Below are 23,684 nucleotides of genomic sequence, written 5' to 3'. Positions count from 1 at the left end.
TGTTTGAAGATTGCGTTAAGTTGGTATTAGGAGTTATCTATTGAATATGAGGAGTTATCTATTGAATCCTGCGACTTATTTATCGAATCGAAGGAAGTATCTATTGAATATGCAAAGTTATCTATTGAATCCAGAAAGTTATCACCAAAAAGGGACCTTGGACTTATCCGTTTCCTAGTGACTTCCATTTAAATATAAGCAGTTCCTTACATATAGTTGTATTTTGTAACAATTTCGGTTACACTACAATAAACTGAATTCAAATAGCGTTTGGCGTTGAAAAGGAATAGTAATCGGTCCGGTCGATTGAAGAGAGCAGGCGGTTTGGTGCAAGCCTGTACGACTACGATGAACTCGCCTTAGAGCCTGCATCGGTGAACGATTAGTAGCCAGTGCCGTTTTCCGCGTTAAGGAATCAAGTTGGGCGGCATTGCCGTCAATTTGGGTGGCACCGCGGGAGTACATATACCTCTCGTCCCTTATCGATTAAGGGACGAGAGTTTTTTATTTCCGCAAAAAGGCCACCACGCATTTTGAATGGATAGGGAAGGAATGAAACGAAATGAGTTACAAGCATGTAGAGATCGAGAAGAAATGGCAGCAATATTGGAAAGACAATAAGACGTACAAAATGGTGAATGATGACTCGAAGCCGAAGTTCTATGCGCTTGACATGTTCCCATACCCTTCTGGAGCGGGACTTCACGTCGGCCACCCGCTTGGCTATATCGCAACGGACATTTTAAGTTCATTCAAACGGAAGCAAGGCTATAATGTCCTTCATCCGATGGGATGGGACGCGTTCGGTTTGCCAGCTGAACAATATGCGATCGACACGGGGAATGACCCGGCGGAATTCACGGCTAAAAATATTGCAACATTCAAGCGTCAAATGAACGATCTTGGGTTTTCCTATGATTGGGATCGTGAAATCAATACGACAGATCCGAAATACTATAAATGGACACAATGGATTTTCATCCAATTGTACAAAAAAGGGTTGGCGTATATCGATGAAGTTCCTGTCAACTGGTGCCCGGCGCTTGGAACAGTTCTAGCGAATGAAGAAGTCATCGACGGAAAATCCGAGCGTGGCGGACACCCGGTAGAACGACGCCCGATGCGTCAATGGGTATTGCGCATTACGGAATATGCGGATCGCTTGCTTGAAGACCTAGAGGAGTTGGATTGGCCTGAGAGCTTGAAGGATATGCAGCGCAACTGGATTGGCCGCTCTGAAGGCGCACAATTGACGTTCGACATTGACGGCACTGATCTTTCATTCGAAGCATTCACAACTCGTCCGGATACGATTTTCGGAGCGACATATGCAGTCCTTGCCCCTGAGCATAAGCTTGTCGACAAGATTACGACTGCTAAGCAAAGGGAAGCGGTTGACGCTTATTTGGAAAAAGTGAAGACAAAGAGCGACTTGGAGCGTACGGATCTTGCCAAAGAGAAGACGGGCGTATTCACAGGCGCTTACGCAATCAACCCAGCGAGCGGCGAGAAGATGCCAATCTGGATCGCAGATTATGTCCTTGCTTCCTACGGAACTGGTGCGATCATGGCGGTTCCTGCGCATGACGAGCGTGACTACGAATTCGCAAAAGAATTCGACTTGCCGATCATTGAAGTCGTTGCTGGCGGAGATATTTCAACTGAAGCATATGTCGGCGACGGCGAACATATCAATTCTGACTTCTTGAACGGACTAGGGAAAGATGAAGCGATTGAAAAGGCGATTGCCTGGTTCGTTGAAAACGGCAAAGGCGAGAAGAAAATCACATATCGTCTTCGCGATTGGCTATTCTCGAGACAGCGTTATTGGGGTGAACCGATTCCAATCATCCATTGGGAAGATGGCTCAATGACACCTGTCGATGAATCTGAATTGCCATTGATGCTACCGAAAACAGATAACATCAAACCGAGTGGAACAGGTGAGTCTCCGCTTGCAAATATTGAAGAGTGGGTCAATGTCGTCGATCCGGTTACAGGCATGAAAGGCCGCCGGGAAACGAATACGATGCCGCAATGGGCAGGAAGCTGCTGGTACTACTTGCGCTACATCGATCCGGATAATGATGAAATGTTGATCGATCCGAAGTTAGCAGAACGCTGGTTGCCGGTCGACATTTACGTCGGTGGTGCGGAGCATGCGGTGCTTCATCTTCTATACGCACGCTTCTGGCATAAAGTGCTTTACGATATCGGTGTTGTACCGACGAAGGAACCTTTCCAGAAGCTGTTTAACCAAGGAATGATTCTTGGGGAAGGGCATGTGAAGATGTCCAAGTCGCTTGGTAACGTCATCAATCCAGACGACATCGTTCATTCACACGGTGCAGATACACTTCGCCTATACGAAATGTTCATGGGGCCGCTTGAAGCTTCGAAAGAATGGTCGACGAACGGCCTAGAAGGATCGCGTCGTTTCTTGGACCGTATTTGGCGCTTGTTCGTCAATGAAGACGGGACGCTTAGTTCGAAAATTGGCGGGGAGCCAGGTGGATCTCTTGAAAGAGTGTATCACCAAACTGTGAAGAAAGTGACGGAAGACTTCGAAGGAATGCGCAACAACACTGCCATATCACAAATGATGGTGTTCATCAATGAAGGCTACAAAGTCGACTCGATTCCGAAAGAATTCGTCGAAGGTTTCGTAGTCATGATTTCACCGATCACACCGCATCTTGCTGAAGAACTTTGGGAGAAGCTTGGACATAACGAATCCATTGCGTATATAGATTGGCCGACGTACGATGAATCGAAGCTGTTCGATGATACAGTCGAAGTCGCTGTCCAAATCAACGGAAAAGTCCGTGCGAAAATTAATGTTGCAAAAGACATTACGAAAGAAGAGCTTGAAAAGGTCGCACTTGCAGATGAACAAGTGAAGCAATGGATTGACGGGAAAGAATTGAAAAAAGTCATTGCAATTCCTGGCAGATTAGTCAATATCGTTGCAGGTTAAGCATAAATATAGTTGTAATCCGTGGAGAGTGTGTTACTTTCCACGGATTTTTTAATTTGCATCCAAAGTGGACTACTCCACGGTGAGAAAATCGCTTGACCACCCGATTTTAAACTCAAACCGCCTTAAGTGGCACTGTGACCGCCTATTAAACCCCTCGAATCGCCTGAAGCAGTATCTTGACCGCCTATAGTAGACCCGAAACCGCCTGAAAACTTGCCCAAACCGCCTAAACAAAAAAACAGATTAAGAAAAGTGCAGTACTCTCCTTCTAACGGGTTCGGTTGATGGGGGAGAAAACAATAAAAAACACAATGTTCAGGGACATAATTCGCATATGAATTGGTACCACAATTGGCAAAGGAATTAGCAGTGGCGCATAAATTTATGTGCCTTTGTTAATTCCATTGTTAAAACACTTGCTAATTGGATATTGAAAAATATTGAAGGAGGACGAGAAATCTATGTTAAAATAAATTAAATATTGTGAAATCGTGATCATCAACTAACGAAGCAGTTTAGTTGAACAACAATTTTCAAGTGGGTGTCTGTGTGTGAAAAATATAATTACAGTTGGTTTTTTATTATTGAATTTATTGTTTATTGCTGGCTGTTCAGATTATCAAAAGGAATTTACTTTCACAGGAACAGTAGAGGAGTTACTTGTTGAAGAAGAAATGTTAATTATTAAAGAATATGGCGGTGTTGATGAAGGTAGAAAGGACGGAAATGTATACGAAATACCTGTTGATGATGTAGATAGATATAGCATTAGGCAGAAACTTGAAATAACAGTCTTTTCTAATACTACTGCTGATATTTGGGATTTAGACAATATGAAATTCGATATCAAAACAGTCGAAAATTAAACATCTTCTTCAACTACCGGGTGCTTTTCTTGAAGATCGGAGCTGCTTAGACGGCTCTTTATTCTTGTTCAACTAAAGATGCAGGATAGTTGAACAAGGGATTGTAGGATTACAGGGGGAGAGTTAAATTGAAATATTATGAGAATAACAGCCTAATTATACGTTCAATGATAAGAAGTGATATAGAAAAAATTATTGAAGGATTTGCTGAACAGAATTGGCATAAACCAAAAGAATTGTTTGAAGGTTACTATACTCGTCAGGAAGAAAAAGAACATATAGTAATAGTTGCTGAAGTGAACAATCAAGTTGCAGGATACGTAACACTTTTACCAAGTGCTTCAACTGGACCATTTGCATGTCAAAATATCCCTGAAATTGTTGATTTAAACGTATTCATTAAATTTCAGAAGCACGGAATTGGAAACAGGATGATGGATGTTGTAGAAAGAATCGCAAAAGTGGATAGTGACTATGTATCACTGGCAGTTGGTTTACATGATGGCTATGGTTCTGCTCAAAGAATGTACGTTAAAAGAGGATATATCCCAGATGGGTCGGGGTGTGGTATAAAGGACAACAGTTAGAGCAGTACGCTCAGTGTGCCAATGATGATGATTTAACTATTTACTTCTTAAAACACATTTAAACAAAATAAAATTCAACAAACGGGGGCTTTCTTCTTCTTCAACTAACGGAGCAGTTTAGTTGAAGAAGGTGTTATTGGAAGGATGTAAAAAAGAGTTTATTGGAGGTGCTTTTTCTAATGTGGTGGTTGTTTTTTGCTTTATTAGGAGTTGTTATTTTGCTATCCTCTAGCATTGTTACCGACTCAAAACTAAGTGAGCTTGAAAAAAGGGTTTCAGAGTTGGAGAAAAGTCAAAAAGATTAAAACGATCAATATCCATTCTTGAATAGCATCAAAGACTCTGACTGCTAACACCTCTTTCTACTGGTTGCGGATAATCGATTGCCATTCCCTTTAATACTTCCCTGATAATTATTGTGACAGGTAAGGTTCAAAAAAAGAAATTAGAATCTGGTAGATCTCACAATATGGGGTTCGTTTCCCATCGCAAGCATGCAAATTGTTAGATCCATTCAATAGTCATTTTCTGTTGCAAATCTGACGTTGGGTTACTAACACGGCTCAATGTTCTTCTTGAACTATCGGGGCAGTTTAGTTTAAGAAGTAGGTTGTTTTGGGATTGTGTAAATTATTGTATAAAAGGGCTGCTTTATTTCAAAATCGTTGAGCTACTTAAAAGCTCTTTTTCCTTGTTCTCCTAAAGGGAGTTTAGTTGAAGTATTTTAGTCTTGAATTATTGAACAGCAAATATGATGCAGTGTATTACTGATATCATCACAAGTGTCTGATTACTCCGTTGAAAAGAGAAGTTGGACTATTTTTATTTGATAGTGATTCAGGAATGAAAGAATTTTGAAATCTGAATTTTATTCGTTTTTTGATATCTATGGAACTTTTGCATAGCTTCAATGCTCTAATTGTTAAAGAGCTTCTTGGAAAGGAGGGATTAGTATTTGTGATTACGTCAATATCGAATTCGATACAAATGAGAAAAATCAAGAAACAGGATATGCAAGCGATAGTGGATTGGTTTGAAGTTAGACAATCAAAGTTGTATAAGATCGGTTGGGCTTATTTGAAAAATCATTATGATGTTGAAGATGTATTTCATAATACGATTATCAAAGTGCATGATAAAATTGGTCAGTTAAGGAAAGAGCAATACTTCGAGACGTGGGTAACTTCAATCTTTATAAATGAGTGCAGGTCAATTTATCGGAAAAAGAATAAGGATGCATTAGAAAACCCGCCAGAAATGATTGAGGAAAAGCCTTTGGAAAGCCAATTAGAAGTGATGGACAACTTGGATCAGCTTGAGAATATTCATAGAGAGGTCATCATTTTAAAATACTTGCAAGGTTTTTCCCAGAAAGAAATCAGTCATATTTTAAACTTGCCCATCGGAACTGTGAAATCTAGATTACATAGGGGTTTACGGGATCTTAGGAATCTAATTGAAGGCGGTGAAAGTAGTGGAGTGTAAACACATACAAGAGCAGATTATAGACTATTTAGATGGAATCCTTAATGATAATGAAAGAATTAGGTTTGACCTTCATGTTAATGGTTGTAAACAGTGCAAGGATGAACTGCTGAAATGTGAAGAGATTATAAAATCATTAGAGGTTGAAAGTGAATCTATAAGCATCCCTCATAATTTTATGGGTAATGTGAGACAAGCAGTGGCAAATACACAAAAAAAGAAACGGAAGACATTTCAACGTCCCGCTATAGTGGGCATCGTTGCAGCTCTCATTATGACATTTTTTATCGGTACTGCCGCTGCAACGAAAGGTTTTACTACTTTTACCGAATGGTGGAGGGATTTTGGGGATAAGAAAAACGAACAAATGGAGAATTATGTTCAGCACGGTCTTGGGGACTATGTAAATGTAGAAGCTGAGAGTAATGGAGTTAACATTACAGTTACCAGTGTCGTTGCAGATGATGTCCAAACACATATTTATTATGAAATAGAGGATAGGAACAAAGAGAACAAGTATATGGTTGATTTCACAAATGGGATACAAATCGTCAATCAGGATGAGTTGGTAAGCCCTGAAATTAAGCCAATTATTAATAACCATCTCGGCCTTTATTCCGATAAAAGCAATATATACAAAGGTAGATTAAGCATCGCACCTTTAGCCGCTAGCGAAGGAACAATTAAGCTAAAGCTGGATAAAATTCAGAAAGCTAAAGAAACGGATATAGGGTTTTCCAGGCCGAAGGATCCGATAGAATACATGGAAGGAGATTGGTATTTTGAAATCCCTATAAAAAAGAATTCCGCAATTGTTCATGAGCTTAACGTTGAAACTGAAATCGAAGGGAATCCTATTTATTTTGATAAATTAACCATTGCCCCGACAATTACAGTATTGTCCTATCGCTTCCGCAACAATAAGAGTGATAATAGAATAAACTATATAACGATTGATAGCCTTGAAAGCGATGGAAAACATGTTTACGGGAGCTGGCTAGATTTTGCAGGAGTTGGTATCACTGAAAGTGCAGATAATGGTTGGGGCAAGTCTGAGGCAACATTCGAATCCCTTTATTATGACAATCCAACCGCTATAAAAGTTCATATTGGAAGTGCGGTATTTATTATACAGGAAAAAGCCGATTTTCCGATTAATATATCAAAAGCGTTCCCACAGACATTCGATTATTTAGGCACGACTATATCTATTGATAAAGTTGAAGTAGGACAGTCAACAAAGATTGTTATGACCGAGGAGTTGAATGCGCATCGGGCTTATGAATGGTTTTACTATCGTTTCTTTGACAAGGAAAATAGATCTTTTTCTAAAATTTCGAATGTTGTTGATGGCTATTACTTTGATAAGAATGGCACGAAATACGAAGCAAGCGAGTATGACTATCGCATGAATGAGCTTGAGGATCCTGTATTTTACTCCACGGAACATCATATTGAGCTGTCGAGAGATGATTTTGAAGGAGATGTTATTCCAGCTAGATTAGCAATAGATAGTTACAAGAAGACTGTATTTTACGATAGTGTTGTAGATATATCGTTGGAAGAAATAAAATAGTAGCAGAAAAAGGAGTAGCCAACCGTTGCTGTTGGCTTCTTCTATTACAATCTATAGATACTTTCTTTTGTAAATATAGTGGACATAAAATGATCTTAGAAGAATTAAGTGAAACATCTATTAACGCAAAAGTTCAATTAAAAAAATGGAACATTATGAACGAATGAGAGATAAGCAGTATGAACATCAACGTTATAGACTCGATAATAAAGTAAAACATATAAATAATGAGAGTAATAGAAAATTAATAAGCAGTGTAATTGCTATATCAGTATTCGTGTTATTATTTGTGGTTTTATTTGGGTCTATGTATGTTAAATCCGTAAGCGAAGAAAAAAGGCTCGAGGCTAAGGTGGATGAAGTGGATGAAATAATAATAGATATTGATAATGGGGATTATGGTGCAGCGTACATAAAAGCAAATTCATTGCACTATACTTCTGATTGGTCGAGTGAAGTTGAGGACAAATGGGACAATACTAGGAAAAATTTATTAGAAAAAATTGAACAGGCAGAGAAACAAAGTACTGATAATAACGATAGTGGCGGTTTCTTTAATTGGTTTAAATAATAAATTTCACTTTGGAAGATTTTGATAGGACACGGAATTAAGTGATCCTAGTGAGGTTGCCTTGTTTTCTTATGATTAAAGATTCTGAGTTTCTTCTTCAACTAACGGGTGCTTTACTCAAGGATCAGAGCTGCTTAGACGGCACTTTATTAAATGATTTCAAAAAAAGTCGGACATCAAAATAAAGGAGGTTATCAATGGATGCTTTTCGTGGTTTTCATGTAGATATGTCAAATTATCCAAGTGCACTCGCAGCCTTTCTAATCGTGAGGCTAATCTTAACTGGATTACTGAATGACAAAAAAGAACTAAAAGAAATAGTGAACGTAGTCTGGGACCTGCTATTATTTATATTTATTTGCTACTTTACGTTTAAATATCGTGAATATATGCTGGACGATTTTGGTTACAAAGTACATTTTGTTTGGTTGCTTATGATAGGGTTGCTTGTACTTCATGTCAAAGATATTTATTCGCTAATCAAATCTAAAAGTACAAAAGAAGAAAAGCAACGACTATAATGCACTTTTTTTGCTAACAGGTGCTTTACTTGAAGATCGGAGCTGCTAAGACGGCTCTTTTTTCTTGTTCAACTAACGAGGCAGTTTAATTCAATAAGAAAAATGGATTTTCAGAAAAATAGGGATTTTTATTTAAAATTGGAACTTCCCTTCATGTAGAACGTATTAAAGAAAGCAGAAGGGTGGTTACTGAAGAATACATAATCAGATAAAAAGGGGGCATGGTTACAAAATGAATAAATCTTGGATTACAACAGTTATTTTTTCATTACTTTTTTACCTTTTATTTCTGTTCTTATATATTCAAGATGTCATCAATGAATTAATATTTTTATTATTATTGTTTATAAGTGTATTAATATTATTTATCAGTTTAATTGTCTTAGCTGTTGCTCAAAAAAAACGTGTTATTAATATCGCAATTTCTACTTCCATCATCTTTGTATTATTTTGCTATGAATTTCCACTAATAGGATACTATACAGCATCACATATTGCTTATGGATATTTAGATCCTGTTGAGGCATTAGAGGGTTCTATGATCTATTCAATAGGGATAAATACAATGTATGTAAGAGAGGAAGAAAGTAAACATGCGGTAGAGGAGCTATTGACTAAACAGCATGTTGATGTACTGTCCGTAATCGAAATGAATAACAGAATTATTTACGGTGTAAAGAATAGACAGCTACTAACATGGCTACATCTTCGAAAAGAACTTTCACCAGAAGAGACTAAAGAAAAGGTGGCTCTATATTTAGGACAGGAAGATGAATGGCTTAAGACATTCCTAAATCGTCCCAATACCGCTGGAGAGAGTGCAGGGCTAAGTTTAGTATTAAGTGGTCGGTTCAAAAAAGGAGATTTCGAAAATCAAGTTCCTATTGCGGTTACTGGTGCAATTAATAAAAATGGTGATGTGCTTAGAGTCGGGGGGTTAAAAGAAAAAATACAGATTACTGAAAAAGCAGGTATTCCATTTATGATCGTCCCAAGTAAAAACGCTGAAGAAGTGGCAACACTACAAAAAGAGATAAAGGCAAACGTTGAAATCTTTGATGTGTCACATGTTGATGAAGCTATTCAGGTAATAAACGACTTAAACGAAAATCCTTAATGTAATGATAAATCATTGTTCATTAACTCCAATGAAAGTTATAAGCTATTCCTTTAATGACGTCCATATAGCAGGTACCCTTATTAAACTAACGGGTGCTTTAGTTAAAGATCATGGGTTGCTTAGCTAGCGTAGGAATTTGATGAGTTTATTGACCATAATCCACATCGTTAACGTAACTAAAAATGTAATGAAGATTCAGCTGCCTTTTATGGCAGCTTTTTCTTATTGAGTGTCTTCGTTAAAAGGAGAGTTCTTGTGAATACTTATAAAAAGGAGTGGAATTTCTATGAGAAATTTAATTGTTATGATGACCATTGCTTTAATTTGTTTTGTCCTATTAGAAGAGGTAAATGCAGATAGTGATTCGTTTGGAGAGGTTTACATTAAGGGAGGGTATAAAGAAGTTTCTAAGGCGGTACAAGAGGGTGAAGATCATTTCAAGAGGAAAATTGGATTGCCAACACAACTACCCCCAATTCCTTTTACCCACAGCATGGGGAGATTCAGTGACTTAGAAGGAAATGAAAATGATCATCTGGAAGTGTTTTTTATTAACAAGGATTCACCCCAAAATCATTTTTTGATACGGATCCGGCCTATCGAATACGGATTGGAAATTAGAGAAGAACAAATTGAGCGGAAAGCTATATTGGAAGATGGGAGTCAGTCGATTTTCACCACCACGGCATTTTCAGGGTTTAATCTCTTAGTTTTAGAAAAGGAAGGGTGGCAATATACCTTGTTGATTGATAAAAGAATTTCAGATCTAGTGACACAGGAGATATTAGTAAGCATCGCCAATTCCATAACGTGACTGGTGTGCGCTTCTCCTCTTCAACCAACGGTGCTATACTTTATGATCGTTGAGTTGCTCGGGCTCATTTGTTGTTGAAGTACGAAGCATGTTAGTTATATAGACGATTAAATGTACAAATGACAATTGTATTCTAGACTAATACTTAAGCCCACTAGTGTATGGCATTGATCCAAAAGGATTAATGCTTTTTTGTCTGACTAATTAACTAACAAGGCAATTTAATGTAAAAAGGATTGCAGGAAATCAGCTGCAATTAATAGAAATACGTACTTAACAAACTATGTTAGGAGAAAATACTTTGAACATTTTAACTTTGATTCTAAGTTATTTAATTGGCTCAATCTCATTTGCTTTAGTAATCGGTAAAATGTTTTATAAGAAAGATATTCGTGATTACGGTAGTGGTAATCTGGGTGCAACCAATGCTTATAGAGTTTTAGGCATAAAAGCAGGAGTAATAGTTGCAAGTGCTGATATATTAAAAGGTACATTTGCATGTTTACTTCCCCTAATACTTAGTTCTACAGTTAACCCTATTGTATGTGGTTTATTAGCCATATTAGGTCACATATTTTCAGTCTTTGCTAGTTTTAAAGGTGGAAAGGCTGTTGCAACAGCAACTGGAGTTTTCTTGTTTTTGACTCCTTTAGGTGTTTTTGTTGGTTTTGTGGTGTTTGTGTTAACTCTACTATTTACTAAGTATGTATCACTAAGTTCGATGTTGGCCAGTATAGCTTTATTCGTATACAGTCTTATTTTTGAAGATAAAGTGATCGTAGCACTTTCTCTCCTAATAAGCGTATCAATCATTATTCTGCATCGACAAAATATAAAAAGAATTGTAAATGGAACAGAGAACAAAATAGCTCGAAATTAATACTGTTAAGCTAACGGGTGATTTTGTTGAATTGGGTTGGTCAAGTTACTAAAAAAACGCTCAGATAGAGCGTTTTTTAATTTGCTGTTTATACCACCAGCTCAATGAATCAGTATGTCAACTCCACTTTTATGTCCATTTCTTTTCACTTATCGTCAACGATAAACAAAGAAAACCCCCTAACCGGTTTTACTAGTTAAGGGGTGGCGAGATTAATGGTACTTGTCCGATTTGGTTGCTAAAACATTTACAATTGGTCCCAGTTTGAGGACCCTTATATTTAATTCCTCAATAGCACCGGTGCTATTTGGGAAGGTCACTCGCAAACTCCCTTCCGATACGCCTTCAATGTTGAATGCTGTTGAATTTTTATCTCTCTTTACAAGGGCAACTTTTTCTCCACCCTTCGGAATGACATGATCTCCAAGTTCACTGGCTGAGCCTCCAAGATCAATCGTTACAGTCGGTCGCTCTTCAAACGATTGAACGGCTAGGTAGAAGCTCGACTCATGTACAGATGCCCTGATGGCATGGCGAACTTCTTTTCCGTCAGGGTAATGGACTGTCGCGATATAATCACCAGGATTGTTTATTGAAAAACAGGTGTCAAGGTGTCGGTAAAATTCGGAGCTGCACGTATTGAGCTTCACTTCCTGTTGAATGATTTCACCTTCCAGAGTGGCCAGTGATATCTTTTTCACTTGCTCTTTCGTAGATAGGAGTTGAACTTCAGTGGGAAGGATATCCTCTTCCGATTCTTCAACTGTAAGTTTCAATTGCTCGTTCTCTTTTGTTACATGCACATAATACTTGCGATAATCGTCATGCGAATCCTCTCCTGTTACAGGATCTCTCGTACTCCCAACCATTGAGAAGGTTGTCGTGCCTTCTCGCATAGGAATGAGTCGAATTTCTTTCCAATCGGTTTGATTGCTTGGAACTGCATGAATGATATCGTTTTGTCCTTGATATCGAGTGTAGGTATAGATGGAATTCCATCCAAAGTTAGCTGCTTTGAACGTAACGATCGTTGCCTCGACTTTCTCTGTCTTTGTGATGAGGACAGCTGCCTGCGCCCTTGAAATTGGGGAGTTCGGACTGAATGTCGTAGGAGAGGTCCCTGACGTGATCCCCATCTTGTATAGAATATTGATGTTCACTTGGTGGCTGCCTAGTCTCTGAGTGTCTGTGAATGGATTTTCACTACTACTGTAGTAATAGAAAGGCAGGTCAAAAGCTTTCACAAGAATCGAAGCCATCTGGGCCCGTGTAATCGAGTCATTTGGCCCGAACCGACCATCTCCGTATCCATTAATGATTCCCTCGTTAGCGAGTGCTGCAATTGCACCATAACTCCATAGAGATGGAGACACATCCTTGAATCCGGGATCCTTCACATTCCTCGTATCCAGATTCCTCAACTTTGCGATGATGGCTGCGGCCTGTCCACGTGTGATAGAAGCTGCTGGCTTGAATGTCCCATCTTCATACCCACCAATAATATTCCGGTCTGCAAGTTCATACACCGCATTCGCATAAGGCTTTGTCGTCGGTACATCTGTGAAATGGCTTGTAATTGCGGCGCTTGCCTGTGTAACGAGTAAACTGCATGCAATGACAAGTGTTCCAAAGGTCAACATTAGCTTTCGAATGAACAAGTAATAGCCTCCTCGGAAAATCCTAACTTTTTTAGTAGCATAGCATAAAACCTTTTTAAAGTTGACTATTTATAGAAAAATTGAAACTATTATGATTTAGTAGTCGTCTAATAGCAGAATTTGAAGCGGTTTGAAGGGGAGGATCGTCGATTGGAAAAAGAAGAAAAAGATTTTTTATTAGAAAAAGTGATGATTGAATATGGTAATGAGTTGGTACGATTAGCATTTTCTTATGTGAAAGATACAGAGATTGCTAAGGATATGGTTCAAGATACATTTATCAAATGCTACAAAAACCTTGATTCGTTTAAAAATGATTCGCATATAAAAACATGGCTCTATCGTATAACCATTAACGGTTGTAAAGATTACTTAAAAAGCTGGAATTACAAAATGGTACAAGTCAAAAGTTTTATAAATGAAACGGCAAGGTCCATATCTCCATCTGTAGAGAAAACGGTTATAGGTAAATACGATAGCGAAGAAATGAAAGAAACACTTTTTTCTATTCCAAAAGTGTATCGGGAAGTGGTCTATCTCTACTATTACGAGTCATTAAAGATAAACGAGATGGCTGTCATTTTGGATATTCCAGTTAATACAGTGAAAACCCGTCTAAGAAGGGCAAAACAAAAATTAGAACCGGTGATAAGGGAGGCGAAGCTCAATGAAAGATAAACGTGTAAGGGATACGTTGTATAATACGGCTGATCAAGACCTAAGATTTACGAAAGAAGACCGGAAAGCAGTGTTCGAACAAATACATAAACTAGAGAAGAATGATGTGAGAAAAATATCCGCAGTTCCTTCTTCAAAAAAACTCCTTCCACTTACAGCGTCTTTATTGGTAGTGAGCTTGTGCATATTTTTGTTCATTCCATCGATCTTCCCTGAAAACGCTAATCAAGCATACATCAGTAACGATTTCAATACAGCATCTACTAGCAGTGATGCAAGTGAGTCGGCAGTTGAGGAAGCTGAATATTTAACAACTTTACTCACGGTGAAGTCTAAGGAGATGGATAATCGAATCTATCTTAATCTGTTACTTACTTATCATAAAGATAAAAAGATGATGAAAGTCGTCTCGCTCCCTCATGGCACGTATGCACCTGTAGCGGAAAATGCTGATGGGACTGCTTTGTACGATAACTTATTATTTGCTTATCAGTATGGCGGTGCTGAAAATGTTAAAACGACTGTTTCCAAACTATTGGATTTCCCGATTAATTATTATACGGTCATCGATTTAGAAACCATTTCAGCGCTAATTGATTCCGTGAATGGCATAGAGTACAACTTGCAAGAAGATATTCGAATAAGAGCGATCACAAACGTTGCATTTGACTTCGAAAAAGGAACGCATCGTTTTGACGGAGAAGAAGTTGTGGCATTAATGATGGCTGCTACAGAGGGGACCAGCTTGGATGAAAAAGACCTAGTAAACCTACTGAATGCTGTTATGACTAAAACAGAAGATGAACTTCCACTACCACAATTAAAAGAACTGCTTACTCAAGTAGAAGCCAATACCTCACTTGACTATTTGGTAGATCATCAACTGGAGATCAATGCTGTCGAATCGTTATCGGTAAGTGAAGGAATGATTGCAGACGCAATAATTGAAGGTAAACACTTTTATAGGTTTGAAGAAGACTTTCTAGATGCTGTGTTAGAAGAGTTAATCACGTTTAACTAAAGAGACTGAGGTTTGGCTGGATACTTCACGTGAACGTTTAATTTAGAGGAGGATAATAATTATGTTAGATGGTCTTTTTGATTGTAATCCCCTTGCCATAATCCGTTTTAAGATTGACGACGAAAAAGAAGAGCATGGGGAGTATATGGGTGGATTTTCAACTTGGCTTCCCGAAGAATTGATTGAACACCTTGAACATAATTTCGGTAAGGTCACACTTGTTCAACAAACCGAAACCGAGATTCGGTACACTTACAAGCGTGGAAAAAAGGCGGGAAGAGAGAAGGGAAAATACTTGTGACGTTCGATTACTTGTGGGATCAGAAAGCGGAGAGGGTTAATAAACTTGTCCCCTATTGGACTCCAACAAGACGGCAGTAGCATTTCTTCTTGAACTAACGGTGCGGGTTAGTTGAAGAAGGAGGTTTTCTTGCGATGGTGTTGAATAAGTTAAGATATGTAAATTGTAGTGTGGAATGGGTGCTTTTCTAATAAACTAGAATGGCACTTTTTTTTCTTGAACTGCTTAAAGTCATCTGTTTTCTTGTTCAATTAAAGGAGCTGGTTAGTGGTATAAGAAAACGGGAGGAATTGCGATGAAGATGTTAGAGATGAGAAACATGTTTACGCTTAAAAAGGCAATACTATTGGCTTTCACTTTACTAGTTCTATATGGATGTGTTGACGATTCAAAGACAAGCTTAAATGAAAATGTGGAAATAAAAAATCCAGGGGATGACCCTGTGAATATTACTGAAGAAGAAGCTATTGAGATTGCTCTTCGTCAAGCCGTAGTTGATGGTCATAAATCTGTTGTCTTATGGGAAGAGGAACCAGCGTTATTGAGAAGTGTTTACTCAATAAAATATGACAGAGACATGTTGGTTTATTTTGTAAGAATGTCAACTCCAGGTAAGTTATGGGGGGCTTATTACTATGTGAGTACAGAAAATGGCGAGCTAATAGAGTCGACTCACTGAAAAACGCCTTATAGGTTTGTCTTGCAAATTATAGATTCATTCTTAATGAGTTTGTTAATTGTTTCGTTGTACTTTGATCGTTTTTATGATCTGAAAACAGTGAGTAATGTTGAGTAACAAAGGAATGAGTAAATGCGACGGGGAGTGCTAACATGTTTAAACGGAAAATGCTGTCGTTTATTTGGACGATACTAATTTCCACTCCTATTATTGGTTTTTGTTTTATGATTGTAGAAGGAAGTGACCTGACCGAGGTGCCCGCTTTAATGTTATTTGTACTTATTTTTGCTGCCCCGGTTGTTTTATTCTTTGGACTTCCTGTAACAATATTATCCGATCAACTAAATAAGAGGTTTGAGGGCAAGAAAAGAATGATTGCCTCATTTGTAACCCATTTATTCTTTGCTATCAGTTTCGTTGTCTTAGTTATATTAATAACTGAATCTAGGTTTATATTCACTGACTTCATTGGTTTTGAATTGGTACTTTTTAATACCGGCAACTGTTTATTCATCAGTAATCTGCTGTGTCGATGAAAGATTAAGGAAACGTTTTAATCAACAAGTTGTTAACTGACTTATAGGGATTAACGGGTGAACTTCAAGATCGGAGCTGCTTAGACAGCTCTTTTTTCTTAAGGGGGAAGTTATGAAAAAGGTTCTAATTTCTTTAGTAGCAGTGGGTGTGTTAGTAGCAGGGATTTATTTTATAGTTAACCTTACACCACCTAAACCAACTATAACTATTGAAAAGAAAACTGTAGAATCGGCACAAGGCTCTTATTGTTGGAATGGACTTATGAAGCAGCAATGTGTTGATATGATTACCCCACCGGAACTTATTAAACATCACGAACTTACACCTGTTGCTGTATCACCTGGAGCTGAATTAACAATAGAATTTAATCGTAAACCACAAGAAAATTCGTTGGTCACATCCATATGGTTTAGTAACGATGAAGTGGAAAATGTACCGTTACATGACAATGTAGTAGTAGTGCCAAGAGAAAAAGGTGTTTATATTTATAATGTTTCCGCGCATTGGGAAAAGGGAAGTTCGAGTTATGCCTTTGTAATCGAAGTTAAGTAAGTCTTATTCACTAATGGGTGTTTTACTTTAAGAAGGAGTAAAGTTTTTGAACTAACGAGGCAGTTTAGTTGAACAAGAAATCAAAGTAAAACAATAGAGGGTGTTAATTTATGAATTACCGATTGTACTTTTCTATACCTACATTTTCGATAGAAAATGACAGCTTCCCAATGACTGCTAACTATGATTATTGGATTCCATTGATGGAATATTTCTTGAAAAGCTCAGACACCATAGAAATACATTCGTGGTTCGATGAGAAACAAGTAATAGAAGAAATCAGTTACTTTTCCAATCTTACGGAAATACCTACGAAGCTCAAATTGACTTACTATAAAGGGAATTTAATACCTGAAATTGCAGAATATATTTTGAGAAACAGCGTAACTAACAAGGGAAGACTAAAGTGGTTCAGCATTTTTTTAAGTAAAGATGGACAATCCATTTTCAACTCAGAGCATTGGGGAACGGAATTCTTTGCACATTCAGTTAATCAAAATGACATTTCATTTATTAGATCAATTATGCCAAGAGATACTAATCTCCATAAACCATATTAACGGGTGCATTGGTAAAAGTTTATGTGTTGTTTAGGTACTCCTTTTTCTAATTTCACTAACAGGTGCTAGAGTGAAAAAAGCCATTGTTTATAGAGATTATTATGATTTGACAGTGTAGTTGTTACTTAAAGATATGGACTTAGAGGGAATTGTCTTAATTAGATGGATGAGCAAGCTTATTTCTTTGCTAGGAAATTAGATTACTATGTAATAATACTAAAAAAATGAAGAGAGGGATGTTACTTGAAAAGAAGCGTATTATATATTGAAGATAATGAGAAAATAGGCAGTTGGGTAAAAGAAGAATTGGAACAGCGAGGATTTTCAGTTCAATGGCTGCTTTCAGGTGAAGGGGCCGAAAGAGAAGTAAATCAGCATGAAATAGTTATTTTGGATATCATGCTACCCGGGTTAGACGGATTTACTGTGGGAAAACGATTAAAGAAGGCAGCTCCTGCCGTTCCTATATTGCTGTTATCTGCTCGAACATCGATAGATGATAAAGTAGATGGTTTACAATTTGCTGATGACTATTTAACGAAACCATTCCATACGGATGAATTAGTTGCAAGATTAGAAGTATTAATCCGTCGAAGTAGTGGTATACATTCCGAGCGCATTTCATTAGGCAATGATATTGAAGTAGATCCAGAAGTTCAAATGGTATACGACAAACGCACAGGTGAAGAAATTATATTAACAGGGAAACAACATCAAATTTTAATGTATTTCTTACGCCACCCTAATCAGGTCTTACCCAAGGAACAAATCTATGAAGCCATTTGGCAAGAAACTTATATTACTGGTGATAAAACAATATTGGTGCATATCCATCGATTGCGTCAAAAGTTGGAACGTCATCCAGATTCCTCAGAAATTATTGAAACGTTGAAGGGAATAGGCTACCGGGTGAAACTATGAAACAGAATAGATCATTATTTCGTCGTTTTCTAAAAGTGCATTTTCTATTTATCTTTTTTCCTCTAATTTTGCTTTCTACCATCTTTCCGGCCGTTGAGTTTTCTGGTATCAATGAAGAAAATCTGAATACGTTAAATCTTTTTTACGTCATACTACTTTTGTTTGGTTTTATTATTGTCGCATTTGTTGTAATATCTTGGCTGTTCTTCTTGAGACTTCGTAAACGCCTCACCCGCTTACAGGAAGTCATGTCATTTTCAGCTAATAATAATTCATTTCTTAAACCAATAGCTGTTCAAACGGATCGTATGGATGAAATAGACCAGTTAGGAAGTTCTTTTAATTGGATGATTGAGCAGCTTGAAGACAGTCGCAAGCGAGAATATGAAGAAGAATTAATACGACATCGACTCATTGCGAATTTATCTCACGACTTACGAACGCCACTTACCATTTTGAGAGGACAAATCTCCAGATTAAATAAAGAAGCAATGAGTTTTGAAGGGCAAGACTCATTAGCAGAGATGAACCATACGATTACAAGAGTTGGAGATCTAATGGATGATTTATTTTCCTATACATTGCTTACATCGGGCAAACATCCTTTTCATCCAACCTCAACAGATATTGTGCGTTTAGTAAGAGCATCTGTCGCTGAGTGGTATCCTGCATTTGAAGAAAAAGAAATTCAATTAGATATTGATTTACCTACAGTGAAGACTTTTTATTGGAAAGCAGATCCTAAATGGATGACACGAGTTCTGGATAATTTATTTCAGAATATTCTTCGCCATGCAGCAGAGGGAAAATATACAAACATTGTGGTTGATGTAGAAAAAGAACTGATTATTGTTGCAGATAGAGGTCCAGGTATGGATAACTCTTCCTATGAGGGTGGGTCGGGGATTGGTTTATCGGCTTCAAATTATATGTTAAAAAAAATGAAGCTGAAAGCTGACTTTACATCAAATGAAAGTGGTACAAGAGTAGCTATTGGTAGAGCTTAACCTAAAGTTAACCCAAAAGTAAACAGCAAGATAACCGAGTTTTAACTTTGCTTTTTTATAATTAGAACCATAACAGAAAGGGAGTGTTATGGTTGCTTACGATTAATAACTTAGTCAAACGTCGTGGAACTCAAGAAATCTTATCAGGTATCAGTTTTAAAGCTAGACCAGGTAGAGTAACTGGTTTTTTAGGTCCGAATGGGGCGGGTAAAAGTTCTACACTTCGCATCCTGCTTGGATTAGATCGTGCCACCTCAGGGAGTGCACTAATTAATGGAAAGCCATTCGCAGAATTACATAATCCTCTAGCAACGGTAGGTGCCGCACTTGATGGATTTGGAGCTCACCGTATGCGAACGGGACGTGCACATTTGCGTTGGATTGCTCTTGCCTCAGGATTATCTCGCTCACGTGTCGAGGAAGTTCTGGAAATAGTAGGTCTTACAGATGTAGCTGGTAAAAGGATTGGAAATTATTCTCTGGGCATGGGGAGAAGACTTGGAATGGCAGCTGCACTACTTGGTGATCCGAAAATATTGGTTTTGGATGAACCTGTAAACGGGCTCGACCCAGAAGGAATTCGTTGGATTCGGACATTTTTACGTGAACGTGCCGAATCTGGAAACACGGTGTTACTATCCAGTCATCTAATGGGAGAGCTTGAAGAGACTGTTGATGATGTGGTGATTATTAATCATGGAAAAATCGTTGCAGATGGAACATTGGAAGAAGTAATAGGTAATCATTCCACGCTGGAGGAAGCCTTCTTCGCTCTTATGTCTGAAAATTCAGGTAATACTGCATGAGAGCGTTTAACGCGGAACTATCTAAATTATTCTCACTGCCGGGTATTTGGCTTGCCTTTCTTATTGGAGCATTTGCTCCAGCGGTAATAGCTACCTTAGACAGTACAGCACAAAAGGAGGGGATAATAGCTGGAGTTAGCACACGGCTATCAGAAGTTGGCTATATTGGTTTAGCTCTTGGTGTGCAAGGTGTCATTATTCTTGGTGTGCTTGCTGTCAGCAGTGAGTATTTGACAGAGAGCAGTGAATCTGGTGGAGGGAATCAGATTACAACGAGTTTAACCGTTGTTTCATCCCGTTTCCACTTTTTGCTGGCAAAAGCAAGTGCTGTGACAGTGATCAGCTTTCAGCTTTGTATTGTTGCTATTCTAACAACTGTGTCAGCAACAAATCTTATTCTTGGTGAATACGCCCCTGCATTTGAATCATCTAGACTGATCGGCGCGGTTTGTTACTGGATATTTACTGCTCTTTTAGCATTTGGGATTACGGTTCTAACTAAGAATGGCATTATCCCGCTTGCTGTGCTCATGATAAATTCATCTGTTGTGACAGTCTCTTACCTCCTTTCTAAGGTTACAAAATTAGCGTTTTACTTACCAGATAAGGCTGGCCTTGATATGTTTATGTTTACGAGCGACAGATTTCACACCCCATTCACAGGTGGTTTAATCATGTTTGCTTGGGTAGCTGTTCTTTTCATTGTCGCAGCCATTGTATTTCATAGGAGGGACGTTACATCATGAGTGTCTCTTCTAGTAGAAAGATAACACTAATCCTTGGTGCTGAATTGGAAAAATTAGTTACATTACCATTGATATGGCTCACTCTTCTGGGTACATTCATTCTAAATTTAGTTTTAGCCGTAGCTTTTACTTCTGCTGGTCTACAAGGGGCAGCAGGAACGCAAAGTATATTGAAAATAGGACTTGCTTCTATGGTATATCTTCAAGCAGGGTTCATTATTCTTGGTATCTTAGCTACTTGTTCAGAGTATACGGGTGGACAGATTCGAACTACTTTAACTACGATCCCTTGGCGAGGGTTTCAATTATCCACGAAGTATTTGGCTTTGGCAATTGTAACCATTCCTATGGCGTTTATTATTGCTGCATCAGGTGTACTATCTGCTTTTATTATGATGAGAGACACAGCATTAGTGATTGAAATAGACGCTGTGATAAAACCTTTAGCAGGTGCAACCGGCTATCTAACATTAACCACCCTTCTCAGTGCAGCTATAGGTGCTCTACTCAGACGAACCACTCCTGCTTTAGTGATACTGCTTGGTCATTATTTCATTGTCAGTCCATTATTGAGAGATTTTTTATCAAGTATTAAAAATTATTTTCCGGATACGGCAGGATATTATATGTATATGCCACCTTCCTCTGATGAAATAAATGTCCTTACACCAATGCAAGGGACAGGTGTTTTAATGGTATGGACACTGATCTTTATTACAGTAGCTATTGTATTCTACCGTAAACGAGATGCCTAAGTTTCGGTTTCATCATTTAGAAAAAATAAGGAAATGACTAGTGGGTGCTTTACTTAATGAAAGATAAATATATCTGATATATAACTAATAGAACGGATTTAATAAGGACCTAACTTTTTATGGAATAAATCTGTGTCTCATAACATTACTCTATTGGAATTGTGAAGTAATACACTAAAACTAATGGGCAGGAATATTGAAGATGAAGAGGGGGAGTTTCTGATAGAATTTAAATTTACTAAAAGTTATATTTGGGTATATTTCTTATTATTTTATGCACTATGGTGTATCAGAGAATTATGGTTGGTTCAATATTTAGATTTGATAGACCCCGTTCCAAGAGCTATAACATCAGCCACTATTAAAATAGTTATTTGGATCATTCCTGTTATTTTGTTAGTTAAAATTATGGAAAAAAACAAACCGTTTTCCTATTTACAGTTACGTCATAGCTTTAGAAAAGGTCTAAAGTGGGCAGGTTGGGGATCCTTAGCTCTGATATTCTATTTTGTAATAAATCTTACCGTTTTAAAAAATAATATCGATCTCCAAATAGGATTTAACAAATGGCTTAATACTATTCTATTGGTTGGTATTACTGAGGAAATTGTCTTTAGAGGTTTCTTATTAAGAAAACTTATGGATTCTTTTAGATTCTGGATAGCAAATACAATTACCGCTTTACTCTTTGTATCAATTCATTTTCCTATTTGGATTTATAAAGGTTTGTTTGAATTCCCTTTTATTCTAAGTAGTATAGCAACAGTTTTTGTATTGAGTATTATATTTGGGATTGTATATAAGAAAAGTAATTCTCTTTGGTCAGTAATTATTATTCATTCTTTGTATAATTTGGTAGTGTCAATCTTCTACTAACGGGTGCTTTACTAGAAGAACATTGGGTTACTAAGACGGATCAAAGTTCTTATTGAACTAACGCGGCAGGTTTGTTTAATAAGAAATCACAAAAGGAGGAGCATTTACTATAGATTTAACGTATTAATGTCTAATAAAAAAGGATGCGAAAATTGAGACAACGCACTAGTATTATTGCACGACATAAGCAAAAATGAATGGGGGTATAGTTATGTGGTTAATATTAGGGGTTATTGCAATAGTAGTAACTGTTATAAATCTTTCTTTGTATGCAGCAGGAAAGGATTATAAACTTGCTATGGCGATGGCATTATCATTTACAGCATTAACAATTTGTGCAGATTACAGTTATCTAACTCGGTGGGTAAAAGTGGAAGATTGGGCGGCTTTATCGGATGTACTACCTGGTATGGCAAGGGCATTTTGGTTTTTGACAATTGTTTCTATCTTGCTAAATATAGCACCTATATTTTTAGAACGAAAACGTAAGAAATTATGACCTATGCAATTATTGTGTAAGTATTATCTATAACTAACGGAGGGCGTTGATCCAAGAAGGATTAATGCCATTTTTTGTTGAAGTTATTGAACTAAAGGGGCAGATTTGTTCAATAAGATTCAGTTTAATCAAAAAGACACTTTGAGGTGAAATGTATGAGTGGAAACTATTGTGAAATTCCAATTATGTGTACAGGTGTTGCAATTGTTCTATTAAGAAAGATAGAAAATGACTATAAAGTATTATTATTAAAAAGGGCTACCTCTGTTTTAAATAATGTTTGGTGTTATATTGGTGGAGGCATCAAGGAAGGCGAAAAGGCTTGGGAATCTGCTTTAAGAGAGATCAAAGAAGAAACTGGTATTACAAAGGTTTTATTATACACAACTAATAAATTTGACCAAATATAATCGCCAAAAGAAAATTATATATATGTTGCACCTGTATTTGTTGGATATGTTGATGAACAACAAGAAGTAACGTTAAATTACGAACACAGCGAATATAAATGGTTATCGTTTAAAGAGGCGATTGGCACGGTTTCATTACCTGGAAACGATGAAGTCCTTATGTCTATTGAAAAACATTTTGTATTGAGAAAACCTCCCGAATATTTGCGTATTGAAAATTAATATAAAGTTGTTTCTAAAAAATATTGTCTTAAAATATAGAAATAAAAACCAAACAA

27 protein-coding genes and 1 other annotated feature are annotated in these 23,684 nt (G+C 37.4%); of the genes, 26 read left to right on the top strand and 1 reads right to left on the bottom strand.

Annotation, left to right across the window (positions count from 1 at the left end):
- The first annotated feature begins 267 nt into the window (after positions 1 to 267).
- Positions 268 to 483 (top strand) — a binding site (T-box leader).
- Between the two features lie 79 nt (positions 484 to 562).
- From leuS to plsY, 11 genes are all read left to right on the top strand, one after another.
- On the top strand, positions 563 to 2,977 hold the full coding sequence (gene leuS / locus MHZ92_RS10195) for a leucine--tRNA ligase (protein WP_239431587.1): 2,415 nt from the start codon (positions 563 to 565) through the stop codon (positions 2,975 to 2,977).
- 554 nt (positions 2,978 to 3,531) lie between these two features.
- On the top strand, positions 3,532 to 3,846 hold the full coding sequence (locus tag MHZ92_RS10190; RefSeq protein ID WP_239431586.1) for a hypothetical protein: 315 nt from the start codon (positions 3,532 to 3,534) through the stop codon (positions 3,844 to 3,846).
- 128 nt (positions 3,847 to 3,974) lie between these two features.
- Positions 3,975 to 4,433 carry a GNAT family N-acetyltransferase gene (locus MHZ92_RS10185; RefSeq protein ID WP_239431585.1) on the top strand — a complete coding sequence of 153 codons (459 nt, stop codon included), beginning with the start codon at positions 3,975 to 3,977 and terminating at the stop codon, positions 4,431 to 4,433.
- Positions 4,434 to 4,612: 179 nt separating this feature from the next.
- A complete protein-coding gene (locus tag MHZ92_RS21395) occupies positions 4,613 to 4,738 on the top strand; it encodes a hypothetical protein (RefSeq protein ID WP_255723477.1) in 126 nt (41 codons plus the stop codon).
- A 652-nt stretch (positions 4,739 to 5,390) separates the two neighbouring features.
- Entirely contained in the window at positions 5,391 to 5,918 is a 528-nt protein-coding gene (locus tag MHZ92_RS10180) for an RNA polymerase sigma factor (RefSeq protein WP_239431584.1), read from the top strand.
- Positions 5,908 to 7,494 (top strand): DUF4179 domain-containing protein, encoded by a 1,587-nt coding sequence (locus MHZ92_RS10175; protein WP_239431583.1) that lies wholly within the window; start codon positions 5,908 to 5,910, stop codon positions 7,492 to 7,494. Before MHZ92_RS10180 ends, MHZ92_RS10175 begins: the two co-directional genes overlap by 11 nt.
- Positions 7,495 to 7,657: 163 nt before the next feature.
- Positions 7,658 to 8,065, top strand: a complete 408-nt coding sequence (locus MHZ92_RS10170) for a hypothetical protein (protein ID WP_239431582.1) — start codon at positions 7,658 to 7,660, stop codon at positions 8,063 to 8,065.
- 197 nt (positions 8,066 to 8,262) lie between these two features.
- A complete protein-coding gene (locus MHZ92_RS10165) occupies positions 8,263 to 8,586 on the top strand; it encodes a hypothetical protein (protein ID WP_239431581.1) in 324 nt (107 codons plus the stop codon).
- A gap of 232 nt (positions 8,587 to 8,818) precedes the next feature.
- Positions 8,819 to 9,703, top strand: a complete 885-nt coding sequence (locus tag MHZ92_RS10160; RefSeq protein ID WP_239431580.1) for a S16 family serine protease — start codon at positions 8,819 to 8,821, stop codon at positions 9,701 to 9,703.
- A gap of 289 nt (positions 9,704 to 9,992) precedes the next feature.
- Positions 9,993 to 10,520, top strand: coding sequence for a hypothetical protein (locus tag MHZ92_RS10155; protein WP_239431579.1), 528 nt, complete (start codon positions 9,993 to 9,995; stop codon positions 10,518 to 10,520).
- Positions 10,521 to 10,821: 301 nt separating this feature from the next.
- A complete protein-coding gene (plsY, locus tag MHZ92_RS10150) occupies positions 10,822 to 11,400 on the top strand; it encodes a glycerol-3-phosphate 1-O-acyltransferase PlsY (protein WP_239431578.1) in 579 nt (192 codons plus the stop codon).
- Between the two features lie 212 nt (positions 11,401 to 11,612).
- On the opposite strand, the gene MHZ92_RS10145 is transcribed toward plsY, so the two are convergent.
- A complete protein-coding gene (locus MHZ92_RS10145) occupies positions 11,613 to 13,058 on the bottom strand; it encodes an S-layer homology domain-containing protein (RefSeq protein ID WP_239431577.1) in 1,446 nt (481 codons plus the stop codon).
- 150 nt (positions 13,059 to 13,208) lie between these two features.
- On the opposite strand from MHZ92_RS10145, the gene MHZ92_RS10140 reads away from it, so the two are divergent.
- The 15 genes from MHZ92_RS10140 (at position 13,209) to MHZ92_RS10070 (ending at position 23,406) form a co-directional block, all read left to right on the top strand.
- Positions 13,209 to 13,736, top strand: coding sequence for a sigma-70 family RNA polymerase sigma factor (locus MHZ92_RS10140; RefSeq protein WP_239431576.1), 528 nt, complete (start codon positions 13,209 to 13,211; stop codon positions 13,734 to 13,736).
- Positions 13,726 to 14,757, top strand: a complete 1,032-nt coding sequence (locus MHZ92_RS10135; RefSeq protein WP_239431575.1) for an LCP family protein — start codon at positions 13,726 to 13,728, stop codon at positions 14,755 to 14,757. The genes MHZ92_RS10140 and MHZ92_RS10135 overlap by 11 nt, the downstream gene beginning before the upstream one ends.
- Positions 14,758 to 14,818: 61 nt before the next feature.
- Positions 14,819 to 15,058: a hypothetical protein gene (locus tag MHZ92_RS10130; protein ID WP_239431574.1), complete on the top strand. Its 240-nt coding sequence runs from the start codon at positions 14,819 to 14,821 to the stop codon at positions 15,056 to 15,058.
- A 295-nt stretch (positions 15,059 to 15,353) separates the two neighbouring features.
- Positions 15,354 to 15,737 (top strand): PepSY domain-containing protein, encoded by a 384-nt coding sequence (locus MHZ92_RS10125; protein ID WP_239431573.1) that lies wholly within the window; start codon positions 15,354 to 15,356, stop codon positions 15,735 to 15,737.
- 152 nt (positions 15,738 to 15,889) lie between these two features.
- On the top strand, positions 15,890 to 16,273 hold the full coding sequence (locus tag MHZ92_RS10120) for a hypothetical protein (protein WP_239431572.1): 384 nt from the start codon (positions 15,890 to 15,892) through the stop codon (positions 16,271 to 16,273).
- 112 nt (positions 16,274 to 16,385) lie between these two features.
- Positions 16,386 to 16,826, top strand: coding sequence for a hypothetical protein (locus MHZ92_RS10115; RefSeq protein WP_239431571.1), 441 nt, complete (start codon positions 16,386 to 16,388; stop codon positions 16,824 to 16,826).
- Between the two features lie 110 nt (positions 16,827 to 16,936).
- Positions 16,937 to 17,386, top strand: a complete 450-nt coding sequence (locus tag MHZ92_RS10110; protein WP_239431570.1) for a hypothetical protein — start codon at positions 16,937 to 16,939, stop codon at positions 17,384 to 17,386.
- 243 nt (positions 17,387 to 17,629) lie between these two features.
- Positions 17,630 to 18,307, top strand: coding sequence for a response regulator transcription factor (locus MHZ92_RS10105; RefSeq protein ID WP_239431569.1), 678 nt, complete (start codon positions 17,630 to 17,632; stop codon positions 18,305 to 18,307).
- The gene (locus tag MHZ92_RS10100) at positions 18,304 to 19,314 is read left to right on the top strand and encodes a sensor histidine kinase (RefSeq protein ID WP_239431568.1); all 1,011 of its coding nucleotides are present in this window, start codon (positions 18,304 to 18,306) and stop codon (positions 19,312 to 19,314) included. Before MHZ92_RS10105 ends, MHZ92_RS10100 begins: the two co-directional genes overlap by 4 nt.
- A gap of 92 nt (positions 19,315 to 19,406) precedes the next feature.
- Positions 19,407 to 20,120, top strand: a complete 714-nt coding sequence (locus tag MHZ92_RS10095; protein ID WP_239431567.1) for an ABC transporter ATP-binding protein — start codon at positions 19,407 to 19,409, stop codon at positions 20,118 to 20,120.
- Positions 20,117 to 20,866 carry an ABC transporter permease gene (locus MHZ92_RS10090; protein WP_239431566.1) on the top strand — a complete coding sequence of 250 codons (750 nt, stop codon included), beginning with the start codon at positions 20,117 to 20,119 and terminating at the stop codon, positions 20,864 to 20,866. The genes MHZ92_RS10095 and MHZ92_RS10090 overlap by 4 nt, the downstream gene beginning before the upstream one ends.
- Positions 20,863 to 21,621, top strand: coding sequence for an ABC transporter permease (locus MHZ92_RS10085; protein ID WP_239431565.1), 759 nt, complete (start codon positions 20,863 to 20,865; stop codon positions 21,619 to 21,621). The genes MHZ92_RS10090 and MHZ92_RS10085 overlap by 4 nt, the downstream gene beginning before the upstream one ends.
- 183 nt (positions 21,622 to 21,804) lie before the next feature.
- Entirely contained in the window at positions 21,805 to 22,497 is a 693-nt protein-coding gene (locus MHZ92_RS10080) for a CPBP family intramembrane glutamic endopeptidase (RefSeq protein WP_239431564.1), read from the top strand.
- Between the two features lie 211 nt (positions 22,498 to 22,708).
- Positions 22,709 to 22,996, top strand: coding sequence for a hypothetical protein (locus MHZ92_RS10075; RefSeq protein ID WP_239431563.1), 288 nt, complete (start codon positions 22,709 to 22,711; stop codon positions 22,994 to 22,996).
- Between the two features lie 155 nt (positions 22,997 to 23,151).
- Positions 23,152 to 23,406, top strand: coding sequence for an NUDIX domain-containing protein (locus MHZ92_RS10070; protein ID WP_239431562.1), 255 nt, complete (start codon positions 23,152 to 23,154; stop codon positions 23,404 to 23,406).
- Positions 23,407 to 23,684: the final 278 nt, after the last annotated feature.

This window comes from Sporosarcina sp. ACRSL (assembly GCF_022346605.1).
In the GTDB taxonomy this organism is placed as follows: Bacteria; Bacillota; Bacilli; order Bacillales_A; family Planococcaceae; genus Sporosarcina.
This window is presented reverse-complemented; position numbering and strand designations above follow the sequence as displayed.

Bases quoted from the DNA above. Each gene is read 5' to 3' on its own strand.
- leuS (WP_239431587.1), top strand. From the start codon at position 563: ATGAGTTACAAGCATGTAGAGATCGAGAAGAAATGGCAGCAATATTGG.
- MHZ92_RS21395 (WP_255723477.1), top strand. From the start codon at position 4,613: ATGTGGTGGTTGTTTTTTGCTTTATTAGGAGTTGTTATTTTGCTATCC.
- MHZ92_RS10170 (WP_239431582.1), top strand. From the start codon at position 7,658: ATGAGAGATAAGCAGTATGAACATCAACGTTATAGACTCGATAATAAA.
- MHZ92_RS10165 (WP_239431581.1), top strand. From the start codon at position 8,263: ATGGATGCTTTTCGTGGTTTTCATGTAGATATGTCAAATTATCCAAGT.
- MHZ92_RS10160 (WP_239431580.1), top strand. From the start codon at position 8,819: ATGAATAAATCTTGGATTACAACAGTTATTTTTTCATTACTTTTTTAC.
- MHZ92_RS10155 (WP_239431579.1), top strand. From the start codon at position 9,993: ATGAGAAATTTAATTGTTATGATGACCATTGCTTTAATTTGTTTTGTC.
- MHZ92_RS10135 (WP_239431575.1), top strand. From the start codon at position 13,726: ATGAAAGATAAACGTGTAAGGGATACGTTGTATAATACGGCTGATCAA.
- MHZ92_RS10130 (WP_239431574.1), top strand. From the start codon at position 14,819: ATGTTAGATGGTCTTTTTGATTGTAATCCCCTTGCCATAATCCGTTTT.
- MHZ92_RS10125 (WP_239431573.1), top strand. From the start codon at position 15,354: ATGAAGATGTTAGAGATGAGAAACATGTTTACGCTTAAAAAGGCAATA.
- MHZ92_RS10120 (WP_239431572.1), top strand. From the start codon at position 15,890: ATGTTTAAACGGAAAATGCTGTCGTTTATTTGGACGATACTAATTTCC.
- MHZ92_RS10115 (WP_239431571.1), top strand. From the start codon at position 16,386: ATGAAAAAGGTTCTAATTTCTTTAGTAGCAGTGGGTGTGTTAGTAGCA.
- MHZ92_RS10110 (WP_239431570.1), top strand. From the start codon at position 16,937: ATGAATTACCGATTGTACTTTTCTATACCTACATTTTCGATAGAAAAT.
- MHZ92_RS10100 (WP_239431568.1), top strand. From the start codon at position 18,304: ATGAAACAGAATAGATCATTATTTCGTCGTTTTCTAAAAGTGCATTTT.
- MHZ92_RS10090 (WP_239431566.1), top strand. From the start codon at position 20,117: ATGAGAGCGTTTAACGCGGAACTATCTAAATTATTCTCACTGCCGGGT.
- MHZ92_RS10085 (WP_239431565.1), top strand. From the start codon at position 20,863: ATGAGTGTCTCTTCTAGTAGAAAGATAACACTAATCCTTGGTGCTGAA.
- MHZ92_RS10080 (WP_239431564.1), top strand. From the start codon at position 21,805: ATGGGCAGGAATATTGAAGATGAAGAGGGGGAGTTTCTGATAGAATTT.
- MHZ92_RS10075 (WP_239431563.1), top strand. From the start codon at position 22,709: ATGTGGTTAATATTAGGGGTTATTGCAATAGTAGTAACTGTTATAAAT.
- MHZ92_RS10070 (WP_239431562.1), top strand. From the start codon at position 23,152: ATGAGTGGAAACTATTGTGAAATTCCAATTATGTGTACAGGTGTTGCA.